Annotated in this window: 20 protein-coding genes, 1 pseudogene and 2 CRISPR repeat arrays; of the genes and pseudogenes, 11 read left to right on the top strand and 10 right to left on the bottom strand. The window is 71.8% G+C overall.

Going from position 1 to position 24,871, the window contains the following annotated elements:
- Positions 1-348: 348 nt before the first annotated feature.
- From KPF22_RS30630 to KPF22_RS30620, 3 genes are read right to left on the bottom strand one after another with little or no spacing between them, the layout of a single operon-like run.
- On the bottom strand, positions 349-564 hold the full coding sequence (locus KPF22_RS30630; RefSeq protein WP_224404009.1) for a hypothetical protein: 216 nt from the start codon (positions 562-564) through the stop codon (positions 349-351).
- Entirely contained in the window at positions 561-974 is a 414-nt protein-coding gene (locus KPF22_RS30625; RefSeq protein ID WP_224404008.1) for a DUF732 domain-containing protein, read from the bottom strand. Before KPF22_RS30625 ends, KPF22_RS30630 begins: the two co-directional genes overlap by 4 nt.
- A 9-nt stretch (positions 975-983) precedes the next feature.
- The gene (locus KPF22_RS30620) at positions 984-1,736 is read right to left on the bottom strand and encodes a hypothetical protein (RefSeq protein ID WP_224404007.1); all 753 of its coding nucleotides are present in this window, start codon (positions 1,734-1,736) and stop codon (positions 984-986) included.
- Positions 1,737-1,918: 182 nt separating this feature from the next.
- Between KPF22_RS30620 and KPF22_RS30615 the strand changes: the two genes are divergently transcribed.
- Positions 1,919-2,179, top strand: a complete 261-nt coding sequence (locus KPF22_RS30615) for a hypothetical protein (protein WP_224404006.1) — start codon at positions 1,919-1,921, stop codon at positions 2,177-2,179.
- 248 nt (positions 2,180-2,427) lie between these two features.
- Here the strand turns inward: KPF22_RS30615 and KPF22_RS30610 are convergent.
- The 4 genes and pseudogenes from KPF22_RS30610 to KPF22_RS30595 form a co-directional block, all read right to left on the bottom strand.
- Positions 2,428-2,754: pseudogene (locus KPF22_RS30610) on the bottom strand (Lsr2 family protein); the annotation flags it as partial.
- Between the two features lie 460 nt (positions 2,755-3,214).
- Positions 3,215-3,832, bottom strand: coding sequence for a Fic family protein (locus KPF22_RS30605; RefSeq protein WP_224404005.1), 618 nt, complete (start codon positions 3,830-3,832; stop codon positions 3,215-3,217).
- Positions 3,829-4,146, bottom strand: coding sequence for a type II toxin-antitoxin system Phd/YefM family antitoxin (locus KPF22_RS33470; protein ID WP_224404004.1), 318 nt, complete (start codon positions 4,144-4,146; stop codon positions 3,829-3,831). Before KPF22_RS33470 ends, KPF22_RS30605 begins: the two co-directional genes overlap by 4 nt.
- A 209-nt stretch (positions 4,147-4,355) precedes the next feature.
- Positions 4,356-5,429 carry a hypothetical protein gene (locus KPF22_RS30595; RefSeq protein WP_224404003.1) on the bottom strand — a complete coding sequence of 358 codons (1,074 nt, stop codon included), beginning with the start codon at positions 5,427-5,429 and terminating at the stop codon, positions 4,356-4,358.
- A gap of 217 nt (positions 5,430-5,646) precedes the next feature.
- Positions 5,647-7,017: direct repeats of the CRISPR family, unit length 29 nt; unit sequence GGGACCACCCCCGCGGGCGCGGGGACGAC.
- A gap of 148 nt (positions 7,018-7,165) precedes the next feature.
- Between KPF22_RS30595 and cas3 the strand changes: the two genes are divergently transcribed.
- The 10 genes from cas3 (at position 7,166) to KPF22_RS30540 (ending at position 21,163) form a co-directional block, all read left to right on the top strand.
- Positions 7,166-9,997: a CRISPR-associated helicase Cas3' gene (gene cas3, locus KPF22_RS30585; protein WP_224404160.1), complete on the top strand. Its 2,832-nt coding sequence runs from the start codon at positions 7,166-7,168 to the stop codon at positions 9,995-9,997.
- 27 nt (positions 9,998-10,024) lie between these two features.
- Positions 10,025-11,662: a type I-E CRISPR-associated protein Cse1/CasA gene (gene casA, locus KPF22_RS30580; protein ID WP_224404159.1), complete on the top strand. Its 1,638-nt coding sequence runs from the start codon at positions 10,025-10,027 to the stop codon at positions 11,660-11,662.
- A gap of 15 nt (positions 11,663-11,677) precedes the next feature.
- The gene (gene casB, locus KPF22_RS30575) at positions 11,678-12,301 is read left to right on the top strand and encodes a type I-E CRISPR-associated protein Cse2/CasB (RefSeq protein WP_224404158.1); all 624 of its coding nucleotides are present in this window, start codon (positions 11,678-11,680) and stop codon (positions 12,299-12,301) included.
- A gap of 16 nt (positions 12,302-12,317) precedes the next feature.
- Positions 12,318-13,427, top strand: coding sequence for a type I-E CRISPR-associated protein Cas7/Cse4/CasC (cas7e, locus tag KPF22_RS30570; protein ID WP_224404157.1), 1,110 nt, complete (start codon positions 12,318-12,320; stop codon positions 13,425-13,427).
- Positions 13,424-14,149, top strand: coding sequence for a type I-E CRISPR-associated protein Cas5/CasD (gene cas5e / locus KPF22_RS30565; protein WP_224404156.1), 726 nt, complete (start codon positions 13,424-13,426; stop codon positions 14,147-14,149). Before cas7e ends, cas5e begins: the two co-directional genes overlap by 4 nt.
- The gene (gene cas6e, locus KPF22_RS30560) at positions 14,149-14,802 is read left to right on the top strand and encodes a type I-E CRISPR-associated protein Cas6/Cse3/CasE (protein ID WP_224404166.1); all 654 of its coding nucleotides are present in this window, start codon (positions 14,149-14,151) and stop codon (positions 14,800-14,802) included. Before cas5e ends, cas6e begins: the two co-directional genes overlap by 1 nt.
- Positions 14,799-15,794 (top strand): type I-E CRISPR-associated endonuclease Cas1e, encoded by a 996-nt coding sequence (cas1e, locus tag KPF22_RS30555; RefSeq protein ID WP_224404155.1) that lies wholly within the window; start codon positions 14,799-14,801, stop codon positions 15,792-15,794. The genes cas6e and cas1e overlap by 4 nt, the downstream gene beginning before the upstream one ends.
- A complete protein-coding gene (gene cas2e, locus KPF22_RS30550) occupies positions 15,791-16,153 on the top strand; it encodes a type I-E CRISPR-associated endoribonuclease Cas2e (RefSeq protein WP_224404154.1) in 363 nt (120 codons plus the stop codon). The genes cas1e and cas2e overlap by 4 nt, the downstream gene beginning before the upstream one ends.
- A 94-nt stretch (positions 16,154-16,247) precedes the next feature.
- Positions 16,248-18,900: direct repeats of the CRISPR family, unit length 29 nt; unit sequence GTCGTCCCCGCGCTAGCGGGGGTGGTCCC.
- Positions 18,901-19,140: 240 nt separating this feature from the next.
- Positions 19,141-19,599 carry a hypothetical protein gene (locus tag KPF22_RS30545; RefSeq protein WP_224404153.1) on the top strand — a complete coding sequence of 153 codons (459 nt, stop codon included), beginning with the start codon at positions 19,141-19,143 and terminating at the stop codon, positions 19,597-19,599.
- Positions 19,600-20,158: 559 nt separating this feature from the next.
- Positions 20,159-21,163 carry a hypothetical protein gene (locus tag KPF22_RS30540; RefSeq protein WP_224404152.1) on the top strand — a complete coding sequence of 335 codons (1,005 nt, stop codon included), beginning with the start codon at positions 20,159-20,161 and terminating at the stop codon, positions 21,161-21,163.
- A gap of 501 nt (positions 21,164-21,664) precedes the next feature.
- On the opposite strand, the gene KPF22_RS30535 is transcribed toward KPF22_RS30540, so the two are convergent.
- The 3 genes from KPF22_RS30535 to KPF22_RS30525 all read right to left on the bottom strand — a co-directional run bounded on the left by KPF22_RS30535 (position 21,665) and on the right by KPF22_RS30525 (position 24,828).
- Positions 21,665-21,868, bottom strand: coding sequence for a hypothetical protein (locus KPF22_RS30535; protein ID WP_224404151.1), 204 nt, complete (start codon positions 21,866-21,868; stop codon positions 21,665-21,667).
- A 64-nt stretch (positions 21,869-21,932) separates the two neighbouring features.
- Positions 21,933-22,751: a hypothetical protein gene (locus tag KPF22_RS30530; protein ID WP_224404150.1), complete on the bottom strand. Its 819-nt coding sequence runs from the start codon at positions 22,749-22,751 to the stop codon at positions 21,933-21,935.
- Between the two features lie 154 nt (positions 22,752-22,905).
- Complete coding sequence (locus KPF22_RS30525; protein ID WP_224404149.1) at positions 22,906-24,828, bottom strand: type IV secretory system conjugative DNA transfer family protein; 1,923 nt, start codon at positions 24,826-24,828, stop codon at positions 22,906-22,908.
- Between the last annotated feature and the right edge of the window lie 43 nt (positions 24,829-24,871).

The raw sequence follows: 24,871 nt of genomic DNA, 5'->3' as shown, positions 1-24,871 counted from the left end.
TGTGCTGGTGTCGGTTCTCTCGCACTACATCGGCCGTCGTGGGCGTGCCGGCACGCTGAAGATGGGCAGGACCCCGGGGATCAAGACTGAGGCCACCGTCGCGTCGGACGAGGCGTGCGCGGGTCGGTCACCAGGCGGCTGCCCCGTGGATGCTCGCGGCAGCCGGCGCCGGCTACGTGCTGGTGGGTGTGTGCATCGCCTATCCGATCGCGGCGCCGTCGGCGGGGTGGCCGACCGGCATCGTGACGGCGGCTGTGGGGGCCGGCTCGATCCTGGTCGTTCTCGTCGTCGGAGTCCTCGGCATGGTCCGGGCGAACCGGGCGCGGCGCGCGCTGTCGGCTGAGGCGGCTACGCCCGGTCTGGTCCGGCGTGCTCGCGGTGCTCGCGGGCCAGGCGCAGCGCGGCGTCGCCGGTGATACGCAGGCGGACTCCGCCGCCGGCGCACCGCGGGCAGGCGGTCCAGCAGAGCGGCCCGGCGGGGCTAGCGGCGACCAGGGCGCGGAGGCCGTCGGTGGCGCGGCAGGACCAGCACGCGACGGCGACCGGGCACGGGGCGGTGCTCATGACGGCACGGTGTCGGGGCACAGCCGTGCGTTGGCGTGGTGCATCAGGGTGATCGTGTCGAAGTCGTCGAGGCCGCCCCATCGGGACTTGAGCTGGTCGATCTGCTGGGCCTCGTGCAGGCCGTCGGTGTTCATGTCGCAGACGGCGAGGCCGATCTGCAGGAGGGCGTCGTCGGTCCAGATCCCGCGCCCGTAGAGGTCGGTGCCGGCGTTCTGGGTGAAGGCGGCCACCTGCAGCGGGTCGGGGTTGTCGGCGCCGGCCGGCGCGACGAGCAGCATCGTCAGGACGGTGATGGTGGCGGTGACGACCGTGGCGAGCACGGCGGTGAGCAGGACCCACGGCCAGACGCGACGGGCGGGCGGCGCCCACTGCTGGAACTGGTGCTGCGGGTAGGGCGGCTGCGGGTTCATCGTCTGGGCTCAGCTCTGCTCGGTGTAGACGTGCTGGCGGTCGTCGGAGCCGTAGATGTCCAGGCTGGCGAACTGGCCCTGGGGGATGTTGAAGGTCTGGACGCCGCGGTAGGTCTTGCCGGGCTGGGTGCTGTAGCCCTCGGGCAGTTCCTCGCCACAGGAGGGGGCGATGATGCCGGCGTTGTCGTGGGTGATGCCGCCGGTGTCGGTCCACTGGGTGCGCATGAAGATGTGGTCCTGGCCGGGCACGTACAGGTCCGAGGTCTTCAGGGTGATGTCCATGCGCAGGTAGCCCTCGCACCAGTCGACGCCGTTGACGGTCCAGGTGGCGGTGTCCTGGCCGCCGTAGTTCAGGACGTTCGGCGCGCCGATCGCGATCGGGGACGGCGCGACCGGGGCGATCGCGGTCTCGGCGGCCGGGTCCGTGCCGGTGCCGGGCAGGGGCGCGAAGGCATTGCTGGTGTCGGTGCCGAGGACGTCGCAGTAGCCGCGGGTGATTTCCACAAAGCTGGCGTACTGGGGGGTGGCGTCGGACTCCGCGGTGTTGACGGTGTCCAGCGCCCCGGGGATGGAGCACATCATGCGGCCGGTGCCGATGATCTGCTGGTCGGAGGCGCCGGAGTTCTCCTGCTCGCTCATGGCGTCGCGGATCTCGCCGACGTAGCCATCGGTGGTGTGGGGGGTGGAGCAGGCGACGCCGGCTCCGGCGGCGAGGGTGACGCCGACGACAAGGCTGGCGAGGGTGCGGGTGAGGGTGTTCATGGCGCCTCCCGACGAGTTGACGAGGTGGTGTCGCCGAGCATGTCGATAGGCCAGATGCCGCGTTAACGGCAACTGAGTGGAGTCATCTGTTCTGAGTAGTTGGCGGGGTCTAGTTGGCCGGGATGCCCGGCGTGTGCTCGTGATCGAGCCCTGGTGGTTCCGAGCGACTCATCGACGGTTACGTGGCCGGTGATCTGAGCCGCGGCCCGGACAGAACCATCACCCGGGTCTCGCATTCCACCCTGGTCGACGGGAAGACCCGGATGGAGCTGCGGTTCGTCGTCGCTGACGAGAACGGCATCTCCGACTTCGCCGAGATCGAGATCCTCAGCCTGTGGCCGGAGCAGGCCTACCGCGACGCGTTGGCCGACGCCGGATGCTCGGTGCGCTACGTACCGGGCGGGCCGACCGGGCGCGGCCTGTTCGTAGGTGTGCGGAGCTGACGCCCTGGGAGCCCTCGGACAAGCCCGGGATGCTCGCGAGCACGGGCCCGCGGAGCCGTAGCGGTGCAGCGTGCTGGATGAGCGAGAGCCACGCGGAAGCAGACCGCTCCACGGTGTTGCGTCTCATCGGCCAAGTGCCGTCGACGTAGACCTGTGCGGGACTATCCGCTGAACTGGGCGGGCTGTGGCCGCGTCGTCGGCGCGGCCTTCTCCGGCGCGGACAGTGAGTTGCTCGAGTCGTGGTCGCGGTAGGCCTCGACGACCTCGGCAGGAATACGACCCCGTTCGGAGACGGCGTATCCGTTCTCTCGCGCCCACACACGCACCGCTTGGTTGTGGCGCCGAGCCTCGGTCGAGCCCGCCCCCGCGGCAGTCTCGCGACGGCGTACGCGCCGGCTGCCTCCTGCGGTTCGCGCGGCGGAAACGAACGGGGCGAGCTTGTCCCGGAGCGTCGCTGCGTTGGCCATATTGAGGTCGATCTCGAACTGCTTCCCGTCGAGGGCGAAAGCGATGGTCTCATCAGCGGCCGCGCCGTCGAGGTCATCGATCAGCTGTACCGTTTCAACTCGCGCCACTGTGTCACCCTCTACCGTATTGATACTTGCCGCCAAGGGTAGTGCATGCTCTACGGGAGACATGCCTTCCCCCGGATTAGCGATACTGCGGGCCAGCGTTGTCGTGATGGCCCGGGCGGTGGCGCTTCCCGGATGATAGGCGAGGTAGGTGGCCAGGATCCGCAGGGCGGTAAGTGCCTCGTTCTCCCGCTCGACCCACTCGCTCCGGCGGGCGCCGCATGCGTTGCGGAACGCTAATTGAAGCTCACGGGACAGGGCGGTTCCTGCCACGATGACGGGGTCTGACATCACGGTCCTCTCGCACAGCACCGGGGATAAGGCTCAGTGTGCGGCAGGGGGCCGACAATTCTGTACGCACCAAGTCAGGCGCGGTGGACAAACTGACAGGAACGCGTTGTCAACTCGGCATAAGTGGCACGGCCCCTCGAGAGTCGGACCGAGGTCGAGGCGGAGGCGCTGCTCAGCTGTCGGTGGATGCCGGCCGTGACTGGGGTGGCTGACGGAGTGGCCTGATGAGGCGGGCGAGCATGGTGTGCAGGGCGGTGGTGTCACCGGCCAGCGAGAGCGCAGACGCGCGGTTGTTCTCGGCGGGGTCCATCGCGGTCCAGCGCAGCTCGTAGCCGGCGTCGTGGGCGAGCTGGGCCAGGAACGCCCGCTGGGTGCGCCCGTTGCCCTCCCGGAACGGGTGCAGGGCGTTGATGTCGCCCAGCAGCTCGGCCAGGCCGGTGACGAAGCCGTCGAGGTCACGCCCGCGCAGCACCTGCTCGGAGTGGAGGCGGTCAAAGATGTCGGCGGCGAAGGTCTCGAGGTGCTGAGGGAGGCAGAACAGCTGTCCCTTGCCGATGGACACGGTGCGCAGCTGACCGGCCCAGTCGTAGAGGTCGCTGAAGATGTGGTGGTGGAAGTCCTGCAGGTGGTCCAGGTCGTAACGTCCGGGCAGCGGCGCCTGGCGCAGCTCGATCAGGCGTAGCGCGGTGAGCTCGGCCTCGGCCTGGGCGAGTTCTCCCGGATCGGTGATCCCCAGCCGGTTCCGCAGAACGCCGGTGGCGAGGTCGAGGTAGGGGTCCGGGCCGGTCAACGGCGGTAGCGGGCCAGGACACGCTCACGAGCCTCGCCGGTGCTCAACGAGCCGGCAGCGACACCGTCGAGCAACGCCAGACCCTCCGCGCTCGGCTCCAGGCCCTCGGCGCGGACCGAGGCGAGTGCCTCGTCGACATCGGCGCGGCGCTGCGCGGCCCCAATGAGCTGTTCGTAGCGCGCCACCGACATCACCACCGCCTCGGGCTTGCGATGAGCACCGACGAACACCGGCTCGGCCTCGGGCTCCTGCACCCGCTTCAACGTCGCCGCCAACGCCGTACGGAACTCACGAAATGACAACACCTCGGGCACCCACACACCGCCCAGCGTACCCGGACGCGTACACACTCGAGTACGCGACGCGGACTTGTTGAGGCCAGTGCAAGGCACACCTGCTTCGTCGCGGTCGCAGAAACATCCGCGTCACGACGTGGTGGACGCGATCCGGCGCGGCCGCACCGTCGGGGTCCCGCGCACTGTGCCCTACGCCGATCTGGACTCCGGCCGTGTAAGCGCATCGATCAGCAGGTCGGCAGATCAAGCATCAGAGAAGCCACCGACAGGTAGAACGGTGCGGGCACCGGCGGGCGACGCAGCCGGGCGACCCGCCCGAGCATCAGGCGGGGCCACCGCGGGGCGTCCCGGACGCCCGTCAGCAGCACCGTGACGCAATCGGGGGCGGCAGGATCGAACGCGAGCCCCGGTCCGTAGGTTCCGCGGGCCATCCAGACGGGAGTACCCGGCGCGTCGGTGTCGAGGAACCGCCTCGGTCGCGACCAGTCCGCGCGCTCGGCGCTGGGACGCGCCGCCGTGCTCCACCAGAGGCCCTGCGGCGGGAAACCGCCCGTGTCGTGCAGGTCGGACCCTCGTGCCAGCAGCATCACCCACCCGTCGCCGCGCGGCGCGATCGCGATGTCGAAGAAGCCCTCGTCCGGCCCGGCGAACACACGCGGCGGTGTCCAACCGGTCAGGCCGTCCTCGCTCTCGACGCATTGAAGCTCGTAGTCGGGGTGCTCGCCGGGACCGATCTCGTGCGGGTTGGCCTGGTACCACATCCGGTAGCGACCCCCGGAATGAACGACGCGCGGTTCGAGCACGCTCCACCTCGGGGCGCTGCCCTCCAGCACCGGCGCTCCGCGCCGCTGCCACTGGCCGTCGACGTGCTCCAACACGCCGATCGCGTACCTGCTCCCGGGCCCGTAGAGCTTGGCGTTCGCCCGGCCCGAGTAATAGATCCGAGCGCCGTTGCCCGCAGCCGGCGGGACGTAGCTCGGGGTGTGCATGCCGGCAGCGTCCCAACTGCCCTTCGGCGGGTCGGCGGCCAGCGGTCGGGCCCGGCCCCGAGGGTCGCGGTCGAGCCGCCATGGACCGCCGGGGCCGGTCGCCTCGTCGACCAGGTGCGCGCGGAACAGGCGGTTGCGGAACGTGGTGGTGAAGCCGCCGACGAACAGGGTCCACCGGTCCTCGACGAGGTGGACGTTCGGGTCACCGACACCGAGAAGCCCTCGCGGCATCGGACCGTCAAGCATGTCCCACAGCACAATCGGCGTGGGGCTGCCCTGGGAGCGCCACAGGTCGGGCTGGTCGGCGTTCATGGGTGCGACCTCCTGGCTGGAGACGCGCGATAGCGCGCTGACTCCCCTGCGGATCAGGTAGGTCGGTCTCCAGAAGCTACCGCGGTGTCCGGTTCGGCAGCAACCGGCTCACACGATGCCTACGTTCCACGCCAGCCTGGACGACGCCGTCGATGGGACGTCGCGGCCGGCGGCCTGATCGCGACCGAGGCCGGCGCTGTGCGCACACTCCTGCGCACGGGACCACCACCGCGGGCGCGGGGACGACTCCGTCTGCGCCTGCTGCGCCGCCTGCAGGGCGGGACCACCACCGCGGGCGCGGGGACGACCTCACCCGGCGACCGCCGAGCTCGACCTGGAGGGACCACCCCCGCGGGCGCGGGGACGACTGGTCGGTCGGGTTCGACAGGTCCAGGGTGACGGGACCACCCCCGCGGGCGCGGGGACGACGGCGGCGACCACATCGCCCGCTACGTCGCGCGGGGGCCACCCCCGCGGGCGCAGGGACGACCACCACGATCGAGCCGAGCGGGGTGCGCATGACGGGACCACCCCCGCGGGCGCGGGGACGACTCCGCGTGGGGGCCACCGATCCTGTCGATCGTGGGACCACCCCCGCGGGCGCGGGGATGACGCGATGGCCTCGACCAGGCGCGGACGGACCTCGGGACCACCCCCGCGGGCGCGGGGACGACGGCACCACCACGACGTGGCCCTGGTAGACCCCGGGACCACCCCCCGCGGGCGCGGGGACGACAACGCCGCGGCGCCGGCCCGGCAGACGTTCGTGGGACCACCCCCGCGGGCGCGGGGACGACCTCCCGCCCAGGTGAAGACCGACCTCGCACTGGGGACCACCCCCGCGGGCGCGGGGACGACAACGCGTCACGCACCGGGACCGGGTCGGTCCAGGGACCACCCCCGCGGACGCGGGGACGACCGAGTAGCGCTCGAGCTTCACCAACAGCCCCGGGGACCACCCCCGCGGGCGCGGGGACGACCTGGTCACCGGGCAGTGCTCGTTCGGCGCGACGGGACCACCCCCGCGGGCGCGGGGACGACTCGTCCACGGCGTCGTCGATCTACGCGGTCAAGGGACCACCCCCGCGGGCGCGGGGACGACCCCGCGTTCCAGGCCGAGCGCGGCGGCATCCAGGGACCACCCCCGCGGGCGCGGGGACGACTGCGTCAACAGATGCGCCAACGTGTCCAGCCGGGGACCACCCCCGCGGGCGCGGGGACGACGAGGACGGCGGTCTGCCCGGCGGCGAGGGTCCGGGACCACCCCCGCGGGCGCGGGGACGACAACGTCTGATGGCGGGCGAGGCTGTTGGCCGGGGGACCACCCCCGCGGGCGCGGGGACGACGCACCCACCCCCGCACCTCCGAGCGCGCAGAAGGGACCACCCCCGCGGGCGCGGGGACGACGACAGGTGTTCCGCGGACAGCTCTGCCGCCACGGGACCACCCCCGCGGGCGCGGGGACGACTTGGCCAGCTACCGCTTAGCGCAACACCCCTAGGGACCACCCCCGCGGGCGCGGGGACGACCCCGGGGCCGGGACGGAGCTGCGGACGTCGTGGACCACCCCCGCGGGCGCGGGGACGACACTCTCTGACCAGCGACTTTATACCTCCCGGCACCCGATCCCATTCGACTTGGCGCTCGCCACCACCCGGACGCAGCCGACCGTAAGTAACGCAACGCCCATTCAGTACGACTCCGCCGGTACCGCAGTGACGAGGAGTAAGTGTGTGGTGACCGCAGTCGACCCTTGGCTGTCCTCCTGGGGGAAGTCGATCACCGATGAGAACGACCGTACGACCGTGGTTGAGTGGCTGCCCCTGCACGTCCACCTCGCCGATGCTGCGGCCGTCGCCGATCTCCTGGTTCACCGGTGGGTCTCGCCCCTGGTCCTCGACCGCATCGCGGCCGATCTCGACGGCGACCACTCCGACGTCGCAATCCTCGTCCGCTGGCTCGCCGCCGTGCACGACATCGGCAAGATCAGTCCCGCGTTCGCCGCCCAGGTCCCGTCGCTGACGCCGCTCATGACGCGGCACGGCCTCGTCGTCCGGAACGGGATAGGCGTGCACCCTCAACGGGCGATCGTCCGTCATGAGCGCGTCGGGGAGGTGACGATCGGCGACTGGCTGCCCGAGGCGCTCGGCTTCGACCCGACGACCGCGGCCCAGCTCGCGTCGATCGTCGGCGCTCACCACGGCGTCCCACCGACCCGCAACGTCCTCAACGAGGTGCGTGGCCGGCCGGTGCTGCGTGGCGTCGGCCCGTGGGAGGACGCCCGCCGCGCAGCTCTGCGCTGGGCCGTTGGGCTGGTCGGCGAGGACGCGCTGCGCCGGTTCGCGACGGCGCGGCTGTCACGGCCCGTGCAGGTGCTGTGCGCGGGCATCGTGATCATGGCCGACTGGATCGCGTCGAACGCCGACCTGTTCACCCTCCAGCCGGCCGACACGATCAGCGACGACCCGTCCCCGCCCGACGCCGACCGGTCGGTCCGGCGCGCAGCCCTGGCCTGGTCGGAACTCGACTTGCCCCGCGGCTGGGACGCACACGCCGTCACAGATCCGGCGACGATGTTCGCGCGGCGGTTCGGTCGCCCGGCCGGATCCGCACGCCCGTCGCAGGTCGCCGCCGTTGAAGCGGCCCTGGACCAGCCGACACCGGGACTCGTGATCGTCGAGGCACCGATGGGCGAGGGTAAGACCGAGGCCGCATTGCTCGCCGCGGAGGCCCTGGCCGCCCGCACGGGAGCCGACGGCTGCTTCGTCGGGCTGCCGACCCGGGCGACGTCGGACGCGATGTTCAGCCGTGTCCTGCGCTGGATGCGATCGCTTCCTGGCATGCCCGCTGACGTCGCGGTGATGCTCGCCCACAGCACCAACGCACTCAACGACGAGTTCCGCGACCTCGGCCGGGGACGCCTGGTCGCAGCGGACGGCGACGGCTGCGGGCACGACCGCGAGGTCGGCGTCGCCCACCACTGGCTGCGCGGTCGCAAGCGGGGCGCGCTCGCCCAGTTCGTGATCGGCACCGTCGACCAGGTGCTGTTCACCGCGCTGCGCAGCCGGCACCTCATGCTGCGCCACCTCGCGATGGCCGGGAAGGTCGTGATCGTCGACGAGGTGCACGCCTACGACGTGTACATGTCCCGCTACCTCGACCGGACCCTCCACTGGCTCGGCGCCTACGGCACCCCGGTCGTGCTGCTGTCGGCGACGCTGCCCGCCGCTCGCCGGGCCGAGTTGATCCGGGCGTACGAGTCCGGTTCGCGGCCATCGCTCCCGACGATCGTTCCCGACGGGCCCGGCTACCCGCTGATCTCCGCGACCGGTCTGCCCGCCCGCGTCGTGCCCGCCGGGTCGGCGGCGCGGACGGTGCACGTGGAGCACCTGCACTCCACCGACACTGGCGACGACCTGGACTCCCTCGTGACGGCGCTGCGCGAGGCCCTGGTCGACGGCGGCTGCGCGGTCGTCATCCGCAACACGGTCGCCCGCGTCCAGGACACCGCGGACCGGCTCGCGGCCGAGTTCGGCGACGACGACGTGACCGTCGCGCACTCCCGCTTCCTCGCCGTCGACCGATCACGGCTCGACGGGGACCTGATCCGCCGATTCGGTCCGCCGGGTGCCACGACGGACCGCCCGACCCGGCACGTCGTCGTCGCCTCCCAGGTGGTGGAGCAGAGCCTCGACGTCGACTTCGACGTGCTCGTCACTGACCTCGCCCCCGTCGACCTCGTGCTGCAGCGGCTCGGGCGGCTGCACCGCCACGACCGTGAGCGTCCGGAGCGGCTGCGGGAGCCGCGGGTCCTGCTGACCGGCGTCGACGACTGGGCGGCCGCTCCGGTCCGCGCGGTCGCCGGGTCGCGACGGGTGTACGGCGAGTACCCACTACTGCGCAGCGCCGCGCTGCTCACCGACCTGAAGACCATCACCGTCCCGGACGACATCGCGCCGCTCGTGCAAGCCGCCTACGGTGCCGAGGAGGTCGGGCCGGACGGCTGGCACGGGGCGATGGAGGCAGCCCGGACGAAGCTGGACGCCGAGATCTCCCGGCGGGAGGAGCGGGCCGGCACGTTCCTGCTCGGCGAGACAGGTGGCGACGGAGGCAATCTCGATGACTGGCTGCAGGTCCAGGTCGGCGACGCCGAGACCGACCGCGACACCCGGTTCACCGGCCAGGTCCGCGACGGCGCCGAGACCCTGGAGTGCCTCGTCGTGCAGAGCGACGGTGCCGGAGGGCTGCTCGTCCCGGTCTGGGTCCCCGACGGCGGCACCCAGATCCCGCTCGACGACCGCGTCCCCGACCGTCTCGCCCGCCGGATCGCCGCCTGCGCACTCCGGCTGCCGGTCGGGATGAGCCAGCTCAACGCCGTCGGCGACGGTGTCGTGGCTGCCCTGGAGCACAACCACTTCCCGAGCTTCCACCAGGCGCCGCTGCTGAAGGGGCAGCTCGTGCTGGTGCTCGACGAACATCGGGCCGCCGAGCTGCACCACGGCGCCGCCCACTTCCGGATCGTCTACGACCTCGCCCGTGGCCTGCTCGTGGAACGCCTCGATCCCTGACCCGATCCCGCTGCCGGACGGAGACCCGTGCCCGACCCCGCACCACCGTCGTTCCCCCTCACCCACTCCCCCTGGATCCCCGCCCGCCGTGTCGACGACGGCACCGTCGTCGAGCTCGGCATCCTGCGCACCCTCGGCACCGCGCACGAGCTGGCCGGCCTGTCCGCCGATCTCCCGACGCAGAACGCGGCGCTGACCCGGCTGCTTCTCGCCGTCCTGCACGGGGCACTCGGCCCCGCGGACCAGGCGGCGTGGCAAGCGTTGTGGGACGCCGACGAGCTCCCCGTCACCGAGCTCGCCTCCTACCTGGACAGGCACGCCGCGCGGTTCGACCTGTTCCACCCCGAGACGCCGTTCCTGCAGGTCGCCGACCTGCGCACGGCGAAGGGCGAGGCGTCGGAGCTGAGCAAGCTGATCGCGGACGTCCCGAACGGCGTTCCGGTCTTCACCACCCGCTTCGGCGGAGAGCTGTCGCTGAGCTTCGCCGAGGCGGCGCGCTGGCTGGTGCACTGCATGGCCTTCGACCCGAGTGGGATCAAGTCCGGGGCCGCCGGCGACGACCGGGTCAAGAACGGCAAGGGCTACCCGATCGGCGTCGCCTGGACCGGGCAGATCGGCGTCGTCCTGCTGGAGGGGCGGACGCTGAAGGAGACGCTGCTGCTCAACCTGCTCCCGGCCGACGACGAGCGTTTCCGCCGCGATCTCGCGGTCGACCTGCCGACCTGGGAGCGTCCGCCCGTGACCGCGGCCGCGGAGATGCCGGAGGGGCGCCCGCCGACCGGACCGGTCGACCTCTACACCTGGCCGAGCCGCCGGATCCGGCTGTTCCCCGACGGCGACCGGGTCGCCCGGGTACTCATCGCGAACGGGGAGAAGATCACCCCGCAGGACCGGTTCACCGTCGAGCCGCACTCAGGGTGGCGGCACAGCGAGAACCAGGACCGCATCCTCAAGCGGTCCCCGGTCTACATGCCGCGCGGGCACGACCCGGACCGGGCGGTGTGGCGCGGGCTGCAAGCGCTGCTCCCGGCCGCCCCCGAGCCGGAGACCCCGAAGAAGGGCCCGCAGCGTTTCCTCTCCCCCGGGATCGTGCACCGGCTCGCCGACCTCGTCGGCGACGTCCTTCCCTTCGACCACTGGGTCCGGTTCCGGACGATCGGGATGGTCTACGGCTCGAACGAATCCGTCGTCGACGACGTGGTCGACGACGTCATCGACCTCCAGGCGGTCCTGGCCCGGCACGATGCGGTCGCGCTCGCGAGGACGGCCACCGACTGCGTCGTCGCCGCGGAGAGGGCCTGCTTCGCGCTCGGCGGTCTGGCGGGCGACCTCGCCGTCGCCGCCGGGGGGATCGCGGACGGACCGCGTGGCCGGGCCCGGGAGGCGGCGTTCGCGCGGCTGGACCGTCCGTTCCGAGACTGGTTACGGACGCTGGGCCCGGACACCGACGGCTACGCCGAGGAGATCGCCTGGCACCGCGAGGTACGGGGGATCGTGACCGATTCCGCCGCGGACCTGCTGCGCGACATCCCACCCGCCTGCTGGGCCGGGCGAACCGACAGCCGCGGCAACCTGCTGACCGCCGCGCACGCTGAGGCCCGTTTCCGGAAGAACCTGGGCGCCGCCGTCCCGCTGGCGTTCGTCGACGCCGACACCGCGGCCTGACCGGAGGACACGATCATGACCACCACCGAGGCCGACGCCACGAAGCTGGGTGTCGCGGGCCGGTTCGTCGACGGAAAGGTCCACGACCTGCAGCGACGGCTGTTGTCCGACAACTATCGGGATCCGGCCGCGGTCGCTGCGCTCGCCCGGCTGCGTCGCGGCGCCGGCAAGCGGCCGGGCGAGGTGCTCGACGTCCTGGAGTACACCGTCTCCGACACGTTCTTCACCCACGGTGAGACGGCGGCGACCCACCAGGAGAACGCCGCGCACCTCGCCGTCACCCTCTACGCCCTGCACCAGCAGTCACGTGCGGAGCGGATGTACCGGCGTGGCGCCGACCTCGGCACCGCCCTGCGCCTGCTGAACTCCGGTCCGGTCCCGGACCCGATCCTGCGGCGGTTCCGGATGCTCGGCACCGCCGACTCCTTCGACGAGCTGAGCCACCATCTGCGCGGCGTCGTCCAGCTCCTGCGGGCGGGTTCGCGGCCGCTGGACTACGGCCTGCTCGCCGACCAGCTCGTCGCCTGGCAGGACGGCCGCCGCTCCCGGGTCCAGCTCGCCTGGGCCCGCGGCTTCCACCGCACCCGTCGCACCGAACGTGGCGACACCACCCCCGACCCCGACTCCCCTGCCACCTGAGCCGAGAGGCACCGTCATGCCCCGCAGCATCCTCGACGTCCACGTCCTGCAGACCGTCCCGCCGAGCAACCTCAACCGTGACGACACCGGTTCCCCCAAGACTGCCCGCTTCGGTGGCGTCACCCGGTCCCGGGTGTCGAGCCAGGCGTGGAAGCGCGCAACCCGCACAGCGTTCCGCGGAACGCTGGACGACACCGAGCTGGGTGTGCGCAGCAAGCGGCTCGCCGAGCTGATCGGGGAGCGGATCGTCGGCCTGGACGAGTCGCTGGAGGACTCTGCGCACGACCTCGCAGTGAAGGCGGTCGAGGCGATCGGCATCAAGATCGCACCGCCGAAGAACCGCAAGACCGACCCCGCCGAGTCCGGCTACCTCGTCTTCCTCAGCCACCACCAGATCACCGCCCTCGCCGAGCTGGCGATCGAGTCCGCGCGCACCGGCGCCCCGGTCGACAGGAAGATCGCGAAGGCGAGGGCGAAGGCCGACCACTCCGTCGACGTCGCCCTGTTCGGCCGCATGATCGCCGACGACGCCGACCTCAACGTCGACGCCGCCGCCCAGGTCGCGCACGCGATCTCCGTGCACGCCGTCGCCAACGAGTACGACTATTTCACCGCCGTCGACGACCACAAGAACGCCGACGCCGAGGAGGACGCGGGCGCAGGGATGATCGGCACCGTCGAGTTCAACTCGGCGACCCTGTACCGGTACGCGACCGTGGACGTCGACCGGCTGCGCGACAACCTCGGCGACGACAAGGCCACCCGCCGCGCCGTCGAGGCGTTCCTGCGCGCGTTCGTCACCAGCATGCCGACCGGCAAGCAGAACACCTTCGCCAACCGCACCCTCCCCGACGCCGTGCTGGTCGTGCTGCGCGACAGCCAGCCGATCAACCTGGTGGGAGCCTTCGAGGAACCCGTCGGCGATGACGGCCGCGTCCCGACCGCGATCACCCGGCTCGCCACCCACGCGGCCGAGCTGCACAAGGCTTACGACGAGGCCCCCGTCGCCGCGTGGGTCTCCGGACCCGGCAGCCGGGTCGACCCGCTGGAGGCGTTCGCGACCCGCAGCGATCTGGCGGCCACCGTCACCGCGGTCGGCGACACCGTCGACGCGCGGCTGTCGTGACCGCCCTGCTCCTGCGGCTCGCCGGGCCGCTCCAGTCCTGGGGCACCAGCAGCCGGTTCACCCGTCGCGCCACCGACCGCACCCCCAGCAAGAGCGGGATCGTCGGCCTGCTCGCCGCCGCTCAGGGCCGCCGGCGCACCGACCCGCTCGAAGAGCTGCTGTCACTGCGGTTCGCCGTGCGCACCGAGCAGCCCGGCCGGATCGAACGCGACTTGCAGACCGCGGGTCGCCCCGGCGAACGCACGCCCGTCTCGATCAGTACCCGGCACTACTTGGCCGACGCGGTGTTCCTCGCCGCCATCGAGGGCGACACGAACCTGCTGGAGGGCCTCGACGGAGCGCTGCGACGCCCGTACTTCCCGCTGTTCCTCGGCCGGCGGTCCTGTCCCCCGGCCGGACCGATCGCACTCGGCCTGCGCGACGGCGACGTGGTGACGGCACTGCGGGCCGAGCCGTGGCGGGCGTCCCCCTGGTTCCAGGCAGCACACCTCGCCCCGTCGGCGGACCTGGAGCTCGTCGCGGACTGCACGCCCGACACCGCAGGCGCCGAACTCGTCCGCGACGAGCCCGTCGAGCACGGCTTCGACCCCCACCACCGTCAGTGGGAGTGGCGGTCGGTGCTGCGCCACGACCCCGTCACCGTGGCCAACCCCCGGTTCGACGACGAGGCCGCGCGCCGTCGTCGCCGTGACGAGCACGCACCGCTGGAGGCGTTGTGGTGATGCACCTGACCCGCTTCGAGATCAATCCGCAGCGCCGCGCCGCGCGGTCGATGCTCGCCTCCCCGCAGCGGCTGCATGCCGGCGTCATGGCCGCGTTCCCCGAGTCCCGGCGCGACGACGGCGCGGGTCGCGTGCTGTGGCGGCTCGACCCGGGCGAGCACGACGCCGTGCTCTACGTCGTGAGCCCCGACAAGCCGGACCTGACCCACCTCGTCGAGCAGATCGGGCGGCCCACCTACGGTTGGCAGACCCGCGACTACGGCCCGTTCCTGGACAGGCTCACCTCCGGTGACCGCTGGGCGTTCCGGCTGCGCGCCAACCCCGTGCACAACGTCCGACCCGAGGGCGGCGGACGCGGGAAACGGCACGGGCACGTGACCGCCACCCAGCAGTCGGAATGGTTCCGACGGCAGGCGGAACGGCGCGGCTTCGCCGTCCCCGAGACCACGACGGGCGTCGACGACGCCGTGCTCAGGGACCGTCGCACGCTGCGGTTCGACCGCGGTAACCGGCAGGTCACGCTGTCGACGGCGCTGTTCGAGGGCACGCTCGTCGTTACCGACCCGGGGGCACTGCGCGCGTCGCTGACGGACGGCATCGGCCCCGCCAAGGGGTACGGCTGCGGGCTGATGACTCTCGCCGTCCCCCGATGAAGGAGATTCCCGGGTCGAAACCGGTCCCGCTCGGACAGCTCGTCCGGGCCCAGGACCGACTGACGTTCGTCTACCTCGAGCACTGCGTCGTGCACCGGGATGCGAACGCGATCACCGCCCGGGACCGCAAGGGCACCGTGCACATCCCGGCCGCCGCACTCGGCGCACTGCTGCTCGGCCCGGGGACGACGGTCAGCCAGCAGGCGATGGTGCTGCTCGCCGAGAGCGGATCGACCGCGGTCTGGGTGGGCGAGCAGGGCGTGCGCTACTACGCGCACGGCCGCTCGCTCGCCCGGTCGTCGCGTCTGCTGGAGTCACAGGCGGCGCTGGTGTCCAACCAGCGCTCGCGGCTGCGGGTGGCCCGGGAGATGTACGCGATGCGGTTCCCGGGCGAAGACGTGTCCGGGCTGACCATGCAGCAGCTCCGCGGCCGGGAGGGCGCGCGGGTCCGGCGGATCTACCGGGAGAACGCCGAACGCACCGGCGTCGAGTGGACGCGGAGGGACTACAAGACCGACGACTTCGCCGGCGGAAGTCCCGTGAACCAGGCGCTCTCCGCCGCGAACACCAGCTTGTACGGCGTCGTCCACGCGGTGATCGTCGCTCTCGGTTGTGCACCCGGTCTCGGTTTCGTCCACACCGGACACGTCCTGTCGTTCGTGTTCGACGTCGCCGACCTCTACAAGGCCGACATCGCCATCCCGGTCGCGTTCGACGTCGCCGCCGCCGACGTCGACGACATCCCCGGCGAGGCCCGCCGCGCCGTCCGCGACCGGCTGCGGGACAGCTCCTTCCTCGACAACTGCGTGCGCGACGTCAAGGCGCTGCTCTCCCCTCCCGAGGACGACGCGCAGGACGACGGCGATCTCGACGCCGACGTCGTCATGCTCTGGGACGGGAACGGCCGAGCTGTCGCTTCCGGCACGTCCTACGACGGCGGGGTCTACCTCGACCCGACCGACGAGTACCCGCACTTCGAGGACGACGAATGATCGTCATCGTCGTGTCCGCGTGCCCGGCCGGGCTGCGCGGGCATCTCACCCGGTGGCTGCTGGAGATCTCGGCCGGGGTGTTCGTCGGGAAGGTCACCACGCGAGTCCGGGAACTGCTCTGGCTCCGCACCGTCGACATGGTCAAGACCGGCCGGGCGATCATGGTCTTCTCCGCCGACAACGAGCAGGGCCTCGACTTTCGGACCCATAAGCACGACTGGATTCCCACCGAGATCGAAGGCATCACACTGATGCTGCGGCCGAACCCGGGAGGTGAGGATCAACGATCTCCCAGTACCTCGGACCGGAGCGCGGGGTGGAGCAGCGCCGGCCGTCGACGCCGGTTCCGGGGTCGTTGAGCGAGCGTTCCCGTAACTGGGGCCCCAGAGGCCGGTTGTCGCGAAGTCGATGCAGAATTGGCTTCGGTTCGTCCGTCGTTGCTGGTCAGCAAGTGTCGTCCCCGCGCTAGCGGGGGTGGTCCCGAGAGGTGACCTCCGGTGACCACCAGCACCGCGTCGTCCCCGCGCTAGCGGGGGTGGTCCCGACGAGCCCGAGGCCGCGCAGGGCGGCGGGCCGTCGTCCCCGCGCTAGCGGGGGTGGTCCCTGAGCCTGTCCCACCTGAGCTAGCAAGAACCCGTCGTCCCCGCGCTAGCGGGGGTGGTCCTACTGGGCGCGCGTGGTGGACGTGCAGGTCATCGTCGTCCCCGCGCTAGCGGGGGTGGTCCCGTCCGATCCCACGACCGGAACATGGTGTTGCGGTCGTCCCCGCGCTAGCGGGGGTGGTCCCTTGTTGAACCCCTCGTGCCGGCCGGAGGCGACGTCGTCCCCGCGCTAGCGGGGGTGGTCCCCCGGCCGACCCGCACCTGTGCCGGCAGCTCCGGTCGTCCCCGCGCTAGCGGGGGTGGTCCCCGCGTGGGAGCCGATCCTGGTCTGTCGCCGCGTCGTCCCCGCGCTAGCGGGGGTGGTCCCGTTGAGAGGGGCCCCGGCTTGTGGCCCGCACAGTCGTCCCCGCGCTAGCGGGGGTGGTCCTTGTAGCCCCGCCCAACTCAGCGACGCCCTGCGCGTCGTCCCCGCGCTAGCGGGGGTGGTCCCGCGCCGGAGGGCGAGTCCCGCCTGGTGACCGGGTCGTCCCCGCGCTAGCGGGGGTGGTCCCGCGGACACCCCGAAGTCGTGGGCGACCGCCCGGTCGTCCCCGCGCTAGCGGGGGTGGTCCCGACACCGTGCTCATCAACATCCAGGCCAACGCGTCGTCCCCGCGCTAGCGGGGGTGGTCCCGCACCGTAGGTCCGGCCGAGCCCGGCGTCGGGGTCGTCCCCGCGCTAGCGGGGGTGGTCCCAAGGCCATCTCTGAGGGCAAGGTCAACCCCCTGTCGTCCCCGCGCTAGCGGGGGTGGTCCCTGCAGGTGTCCGCCGCCACCCCCGGCGAGGTCGTCGTCCCCGCGCTAGCGGGGGTGGTCCCGGGTCGGACCACCAGCGGATCACCTGGCACCTGTAGTCCCCGCGCTAGCGGGGGTGGTCCCTGCGGGTGAGCCGCAAAACCGGTGAAGTCGTAGTCGTCCCCGCGCTAGCGGGGGTGGTCCCCCCGCTACCGCGACCTGACAGCCCTACCGGACGTCGTCCCCGCGCTAGCGGGGGTGGTCCCGATGCGTACTCATCTACCCGCATCGGGCCGAAGTCGTCCCCGCGCTAGCGGGGGTGGTCCCGCTGCGGGGGGTATTGCGAGGCGACCGGTCGGGTCGTCCCCGCGCTAGCGGGGGTGGTCCCGCTGGGCACGGCGCCGGACGCAGGCTGCTCGAGTCGTCCCCGCGCTAGTGGGGGTGGTCCCGCGTCCTGGGCCAGCGCGGCGCCGATCAGCACGTCGTCCCCGCGCTAGCGGGGGTGGTCCCGTCTTCACCCCGGCGACGGACTCGGCACCCGTGTCGTCCCCGCGCTAGCGGGGGTGGTCCCTCCGGCTGTCCGAGACCCACCGGTCGAGCAGCGTCGTCCCCGCGCTAGCGGGGGTGGTCCCCATCCGCGGCCCTCGGCGCGGTCGACGCCGTGGTCGTCCCCGCGCTAGCGGGGGTGGTCCCGGCACCGTCCTCCCGAACCACCTCACCGCCGCGTCGTCCCCGCGCTAGCGGGGGTGGTCCCGGCGCCGACTGTTCCGGCTACCAGTCGATCATGTCGTCCCCGCGCTAGCGGGGGTGGTCCCAGGTCGACCGCGATGCGGTGCACTCGGGTGGCGTCGTCCCCGCGCTAGCGGGGGTGGTCCCCGGTGCGCGCGGTCGCGCTCGGCGCTCTCGAGGTCGTCCCCGCGCTAGCGGGGGTGGTCCCGTCGACCACCTGTCGTCGAAGGCAACGACGCTGTCGTCCCTGCGCTAGCGGGGGTGGTCCCACCACCCTGGGCACCGCGTTTATGGTCGTGGCGTCGTCCCCGCGCTAGCGGGGGTGGTCCCAACCTCCTCGTGGCCCTGCGCAAGACCCTGATCGTCGTCCCCGCGCTAGCGGGGGTGGTCCCGAGGACCAGACCGTCGACCTCGTCGAGTGCGGGTCGTCCCCGCGCTAGCGGGGGTGGTCCCGACCGCCAGGTCGCCGCGTTCCGCCAGATCGGGTCGTCCCCGCGCTAGCGGGGGTGGTCCCAGCTCGATGTACTGGGCGGTGTCGTCGGCGGCGTCGTCCCCGCGCTAGCGGGGGTGGTGCCAGGGTCATCGGGTCCACCCCGGCGGCCCGCCCGTCGTCCCCGCGCTAGCGGGGGTGGTCCCGGCGGATGCGCCGGCCCTGTCGATCCAACTTCGTCGTCCCCGCGCTAGCGGGGGTGGTCCCGCGATCACCGGGACGAGCACGGAGGCGAGGAAGTCGTCCCCGCGCCCGCGGGGGTGGTCCCACCCCCGGGTCCAGGGCGCGCATGATCCCGAAGTCGTCCCCGCGCTAGCGGGGGTGGTCCCTGGGCCGTCGCCGAGTGGACCGGCTACGTCGAGTCGTCCCCGCGCTAGCGGGGGTGGTCCCCCGACTAGGCCACCCATCCGGGACTGCATGCCGTTGTCCCCGCGCTAGCGGGGGTGGTCCTGGCTACCTCCACGGGGTCCGGTACGCCGACCGGTCGTCCCCGCGCTAGCGGGGATGGTCCCGACGCACCCTGGTGCGATCGGGTTGGGGCATTCGTCGTGCACGGTGGGCGATCAGCCCCACGGTCGTCGTGACGACGACCGTGGAGTCCGAAGGCAGCTCTACGGCGAACGGCTCAGCGACGACGAGGACCCGAGCGGACGCTGCTGTCGCGTTGGGCCCGGACCTGATGGGCGCCTGCGGGCTTTGCCCAGGGGCGTGGTCGTCGAAGCAGATCGGGCGGTGCGAGGATTTTCTGAAAGGTGATGGGCGTGTCGCACTGCCCTCGTTTCAGAAAGCAGGGCAGGATCGTCGGCATGGCGAGAAGACCAACAGGGCGCCCGTCGAAGGGCCCGCGTGCAGTGGTTCTTCCACAGGTTCTGCTGGCCGACGACCTTGCGCTCAAGGCGCTGGCCACCAGCCTCGGCTGGTACGTCTCTGAGACGGCAGCGAAGCTCATCAACATCGGGCTTCAGCACGTCGATGAGCTCCCAGACGAGTTGCCCCTTCGTGTCCCACGCAGCGAGTCGACAGGCTTCACCGCCCGCATCCCTCTCACCGACGACCAGGTCGTCCGTGAGATCGCCCGGGAACGCGACCGCAGCATCTCGCTCGTCGCCGGCTCCCTGATTCATCTGGGCCTGCGCTACCGCAACGAGATCCCGGGCCAGATCCCGGTCCAGTACAACCGTCCGGAGCAGCCCCTGACCAAGGCCTCCTAAAGAACGAGGCGGCCTCCCTGCCAGGAGACCGCCTCGGATCGTTCTCGCGTCAGTCGGACCTGCACCCGTCTGACGCCGTAGCCCCGGCGTACCGGGGCGAAATCCCCAACCTGCGAAGAAGGGGCGCTTTCGCGTGTCCAGGATACATCCTGGGCCGGGAGCCAACCACCACAGACACGGGGCGAATTCGTCGTGCCTGGAAAACCGCCGCTCACCAGCGGCGGAGACCGGGTTCTGCATCCGCTGCTATGAGCACGGCGCGTTCACCCTGGCCTCCGGCCCCACCTCCGACCTCTGCCTGCTCCACCAGACCCCCCTCGGGGTTCAGCCGCCCGCCGGCGACTTCGGCATCCGCCGCGCTGCCGCGCCTCGCCGGACGCCGCGGGGTCGGGCTGCGCGCTCGACGTCGGGCCCCACCAGCGGGCCCGGGCGCCCGAGCCGCGCCCTGCCCCCCACCGCCCGGGCGCGGGCGCGCGGTGTCACCCGCGCCCGGGCCCGACACGCCCGCGGGTTCACCCCACACCCGGGGTGGCGCAACTTCATCGACCACGAGTGGCGGGTGCTGACCTCCCAGCTCGAAGCCCTCGACTACATCGCCCGCCTCGTCGACGACGAGGAGTGGCGCTCGGACAAACGCGCCAGCTGGTCGGTGATCCTGCGCCGCCTGGTCTGCCACATGGACTGGGACACCGGCCTGATCACCGGGCTCACCATCGACCGGCTCGGCGCCGCCGGCGGCCGCGCCGCCCGCACCGTGTCCCGCGTGCTGGCCTGGGCCCGCGACCGCGGTCTGCTCGTCGTCGTCGAGGCCGGCGCGAGCGCCCAGTTCCTGGGCACCGACACCGGCCGCACCCCGACCTACGCCCTCGTCACACACGCACCCCTCCCCCCGCTCACCACCCCGACCGAGCACACCCGCGAACACCCAGGTCAGACCACTGTGGATGAAAGTGGCGACCTCCCCACTTCTCACGTGAGTCTTAAGCCCTTGTCGGGCGGCAGACGGTCTGAAGTCACCAACCAACGGAAATGGCACCCCTACGACGTCCCCGACACCCCCGGTACGAGGAACCAGGCCACCCTCACCCTGCTCAGGCTTCTCGGCCTAGGAGGCCGACAAAGGGGCACGATCGACATCTGGCGTGCCCGGTCGCTGCTCAAGCCGTGGTGGGAGGCGGGTGCAACCGTCGCTGGGCTGCGTCACGCACTCGAGCACCACCCCGACCACCCTGACCGCCCGCGTGGTCCGGTCACCACCGGCGCCCGGGACCCCCTGCGCATCATCGGCGCCCGGCTACGGCCCTGGCAGGGACGCCTCGGCGAGATCCGCGCCGTGCAGATCGGCCGGATGCGCGCGAGCACCGGCACCGGCAGCGGGCCCACCCCTCCTGCGCAGCTGTCGCCAGCTCTGCGGGACCGGCCGGCGGGACGAGGGGCGCGAATGGCCGCCAGGGAAGCGCTCAGCGAGCACCTCCGCGAGCTGCGCGAGGCCCGCGACCTCCCGTCGAGCGGTCCCGAAGGACCACCGCACCGGTCCGGGACGAGGACCAGGCGGATCCGATGACTAGCCGCCTGGCCGCCCTCCGACGCAGCAGGACCCCTCCGGGCTTCGAGTCGAGTTCGGGAGGGGTCCCGGGAGAGTGCTCCTAGCCTCGGTCAAGTCCAAGATCACCAAGCAGGAGGAGCAGGACCATGCGGGTTCTCAGGTCCACAATAATCGGCCTCACACTCGGGGCCGCCACCCTGACATCGGTCGGTGCAGGGGTCGCCGCCGCAGCTCCCATTGCCCCTGCCCAGTCCCCGACCTGGAGCTACGTCGCGACCTACGCGAACAGAGGAGCATGCGAGGCGGCGATCGCTGCCTACCGGGGCCGGCCCGACACCTCCGAGTACCGCTGCATCTCCAACGGGAACCCGACCCAGAGCCAGGAAACCAGCTGGTCGCTCTACAACCTGCGGTACTGACCACGACCGACCGCACCGCCCCAGACGACGACACCCCGCCCCCGGCACTAACGGGGACGGGCCGCGCGGCCGTCCCGGGAGGTACCAGGGACGGACGTCGTCAGCTCCCGGCGATGACGATCCGGGTGCCCTCCGGGGCCGGGGTGTCCAGATCGGTCACCTGGACACCGTTGAGGCGAACTCGCCCAGCCTCCAAGTGCATCGCGAGCCGGTCGCCCCACACGGCCGCCCGAGTTCGCACGATCGGGACGTCCTGCGGCGCGGTCTCATCACCGGAGCGCACGACACCCGATGCAGAGGACATCGACCCGCCCGTAACGGACGGTGGACCTGGGGAGGTGACTATCGGGGTCACCTGGCTGGATGCGTCAGGCACCGGTTCCGTTCCCGCCAATGTCGGCCATACGGGCGTCGAGGAAGTACTCCCGCCAATGCTCGGGACGACTCGGCGGTGCCGGCGTTTCCGCGTCGAGCAGTGCCACCCGAGCCTGGCGTGCGCCGTAGCTGGAATCGTGACCCCGCAGCGGCGGGAACTGGTCGGGGAAGTACCGGGGGCGATCGACTCCCCGCTCGGAGGTCAGTGCCGACGGATGCTGGCCGGCGGAGCCAGCCTCCTGGACGGCTTCGTCGTAGCGGCGGCGTTCTTCCTCGGTCACGCGGTGCTTGCCCGGGGCGCACTCGCGCCCGTCGATGGCCACTGCGAGGTTGGTGATCGCGGCCGGGAGCCAGCGCACGTGCCACTCGGCTACCAGCTCCGGGCGGATTCCGGGGGCGCTGGAGGAGATGTAGAGGGTGCGTAGCCACGCGAGCTCACGCACCGCGCGCGGATGCACCGGCCAGCAATCGGGTAGCTCCAGCCGCGAAAGTTGGTACTCGTCGTTGAGCACCTCGGAGACGAACCCTCCCAGGGCGTCCCACGCGGCGTGCTTGGCGGTGCGATCCAGCTGCGACCAGCGCAGCGCCGGGGTCAGCGACAGCGCCTCGTCCTCCGCGTCCCCGGCACCCGCCCCCGCAACGGCGGCCTCGACCGCGCCACCGAGGGCGGCAACCCCTTGTTCGACGTCGTCAAGCCGGGGGCTCATGCGACCGAGAATGTCGGCGATCTCGGCGACGTGACCGGCGGTCACATCACCCTGCCGGGCCGTGGCGTCGAGCTCGCGCTGCACCTGGCGCAGCTGCTCCCCCACGACGACCGCCCACGGCCGACGCCCCCCAGGAACAGATCGATCCTCGCCCTGCGGCGGTCCCGGCCCATCGCTGGTCACAGTGACCGGTCTCCCCTCATCTCAACGACACGGCGACAGTGGCCGGTCCGGCGCAGGTGCGCTGGACCAGCCAGAACTACGCGGCCACCGGACCCACCGCCTGCGCGGCGGCAGGAACCGCACCGCGTGTCACACCGGGCGTCCAGGTGATGATCGCAGGCGGCGGGCACAGGTCAGACCGCTCCCACACCGGACTGACTCGCACCACGGTCGCGGGGGTCGCGCGATGAATCAGCAGCGCGTGCCACTGCGGGATCGTGCGCACCCGGTCGACCGGGCACACCCGCACCTTCTCGTAGCGCTCCTCGCCTCCGCCGGTGGGCAGCCGCTCGTGCCTGTCCCCACACAGCACCGAGGCCTTCTCCAAGTCCTCACGCAGCGACAGCCCCCCGAAAATGACCTTGGCGTTGGTGGCGTTCCAGATCGTCTCGCCACCCTTGACACCCCAACGCTGGGCGAGCTGGGACGGTGACTGCACCGCCCACTCGATGTGGATCCCACGGCCACCAGCGTCGGCCACCCAGCGGTCCAGCGGCACCGGAGTGATCAACGCAGCTTCGTCGAGGAACAACCCCAGCGGCGGATCCAGACGCCCCTTCGGCCGCGACGAGGCGACCCGTTTGGCCGTCTCGAAGAGATGGCCCGTCATCGCCGCCAGCAGCGGCGCGATCGAGGCATGCTCGCGGTCCGATCCGACCACGAACAACGAACCGCGACCAGCAACGAGCTGGTCGGCGTCGAGCTCCTGGCCGCCGGCGCCACCGGTGACCAGAGCAGCAACCTGCGGATCGGTCATGAACTTCACCGCTTCGGACAAGGTCATGAAGATCGAGTCGCGGGTCTTGCGGGCATCGGTCGCCAGAACCTGACGCAGAGCATCCAGCGTCCCCTCCGGGACGCGTCCGCCGGGATTCCGGCCCAGGATCTGCAGAGCCTCGCCGGCTCCACCACTGCGCGCGTCACTGGTCGGGGAGAACACCCACCGGGCAACCGTGGCCATATCCGCGCCGGACAGGTCCGCGGCCATCAGCAAGGCGGTGAGCACACTGACCGACCACTGATCCCAGCGATCACCGCCGTCCTCGCTCGTCGACACACCACCGACCATCAACCCAGCCCGCACCGCAGCCACCTGCGCGTCCGCGCACCCCGACACCGGAGACCACCACACCGAGGACCTCAGATCGCCGAGCTGCTCGGGGTTGAACAACCACACCGGACCCTGCTGAGCCCGTTTCCCGGCGCAGTAGTTGTACAGGTCGGGTTTGGTCGAGGTGGCCAGCAGCGGGCCGTCGTGGTCGAGGACGTGATGGCCCATCAACGCCGTCTTCCCGGTCTGCGGCGGAGCCACCAGACCAACCACATCCCGATGCGATGCAAAGCAGTCGGTACCGATCACCGGCCCGACCACCGAACGACCCAGCCAGCTCCCGCACCGCCGGGCCGGTAGGCGCTCCACCAACCCGGGGACCAAGCCGCCCCCAGACCCGTCGCAGCTGACCTCCGCGGCCACACTGGCCCTGGTCACCGCGGCGACCAGTCGGACCGCATGCGGGGACAGGTGCCGATGCAGATCCCACCACCCGGCCCACCCGTCGACTCCGTAACCGGCCCGGACCCGGGCCCTCTCGGTATGGGCATAGGCCGCCCTCCCGATCGGGATCGCCAGCACCGCGCCGCCGCACGCCGTCAGGACGAGCCCGGTGACCATCACCAGCGTCCCGGGAAAGAACAGCAGGCCTGCCCCGAACACCAGGCCTGCCGCCGGCACCACAACGGGCATGACCCGGCGCCACACCAACAGCGCGGCGCCGCCCGTGACGACGGCGCCGACCACGATCGCCACGACCGCCGGCCCACACAGCAACACCATCCCCAGCGACAGGGAACACCCGGCGCCCACCTGAACCACTCCTCGGGACAGGACCGCGGCCGAGCGCTGCCCGAGCCCAGCCCACATCGCAGAGGCCACGACCGAACGCACCAGCGGTAGCAGCACCCACCACCACACCCGGCTCCCCGCCCACCGCACGGATCTCCAC

The sequence above is a fragment of the Pseudonocardia sp. ICBG1034 genome (assembly GCF_020131375.1).
GTDB classification, from domain to species: Bacteria; Actinomycetota; Actinomycetes; order Mycobacteriales; family Pseudonocardiaceae; genus Pseudonocardia; species Pseudonocardia alni.
The sequence above is the reverse complement of the archived record's forward strand: the minus strand, read 5'-3'. Positions and strand labels throughout refer to the sequence as shown.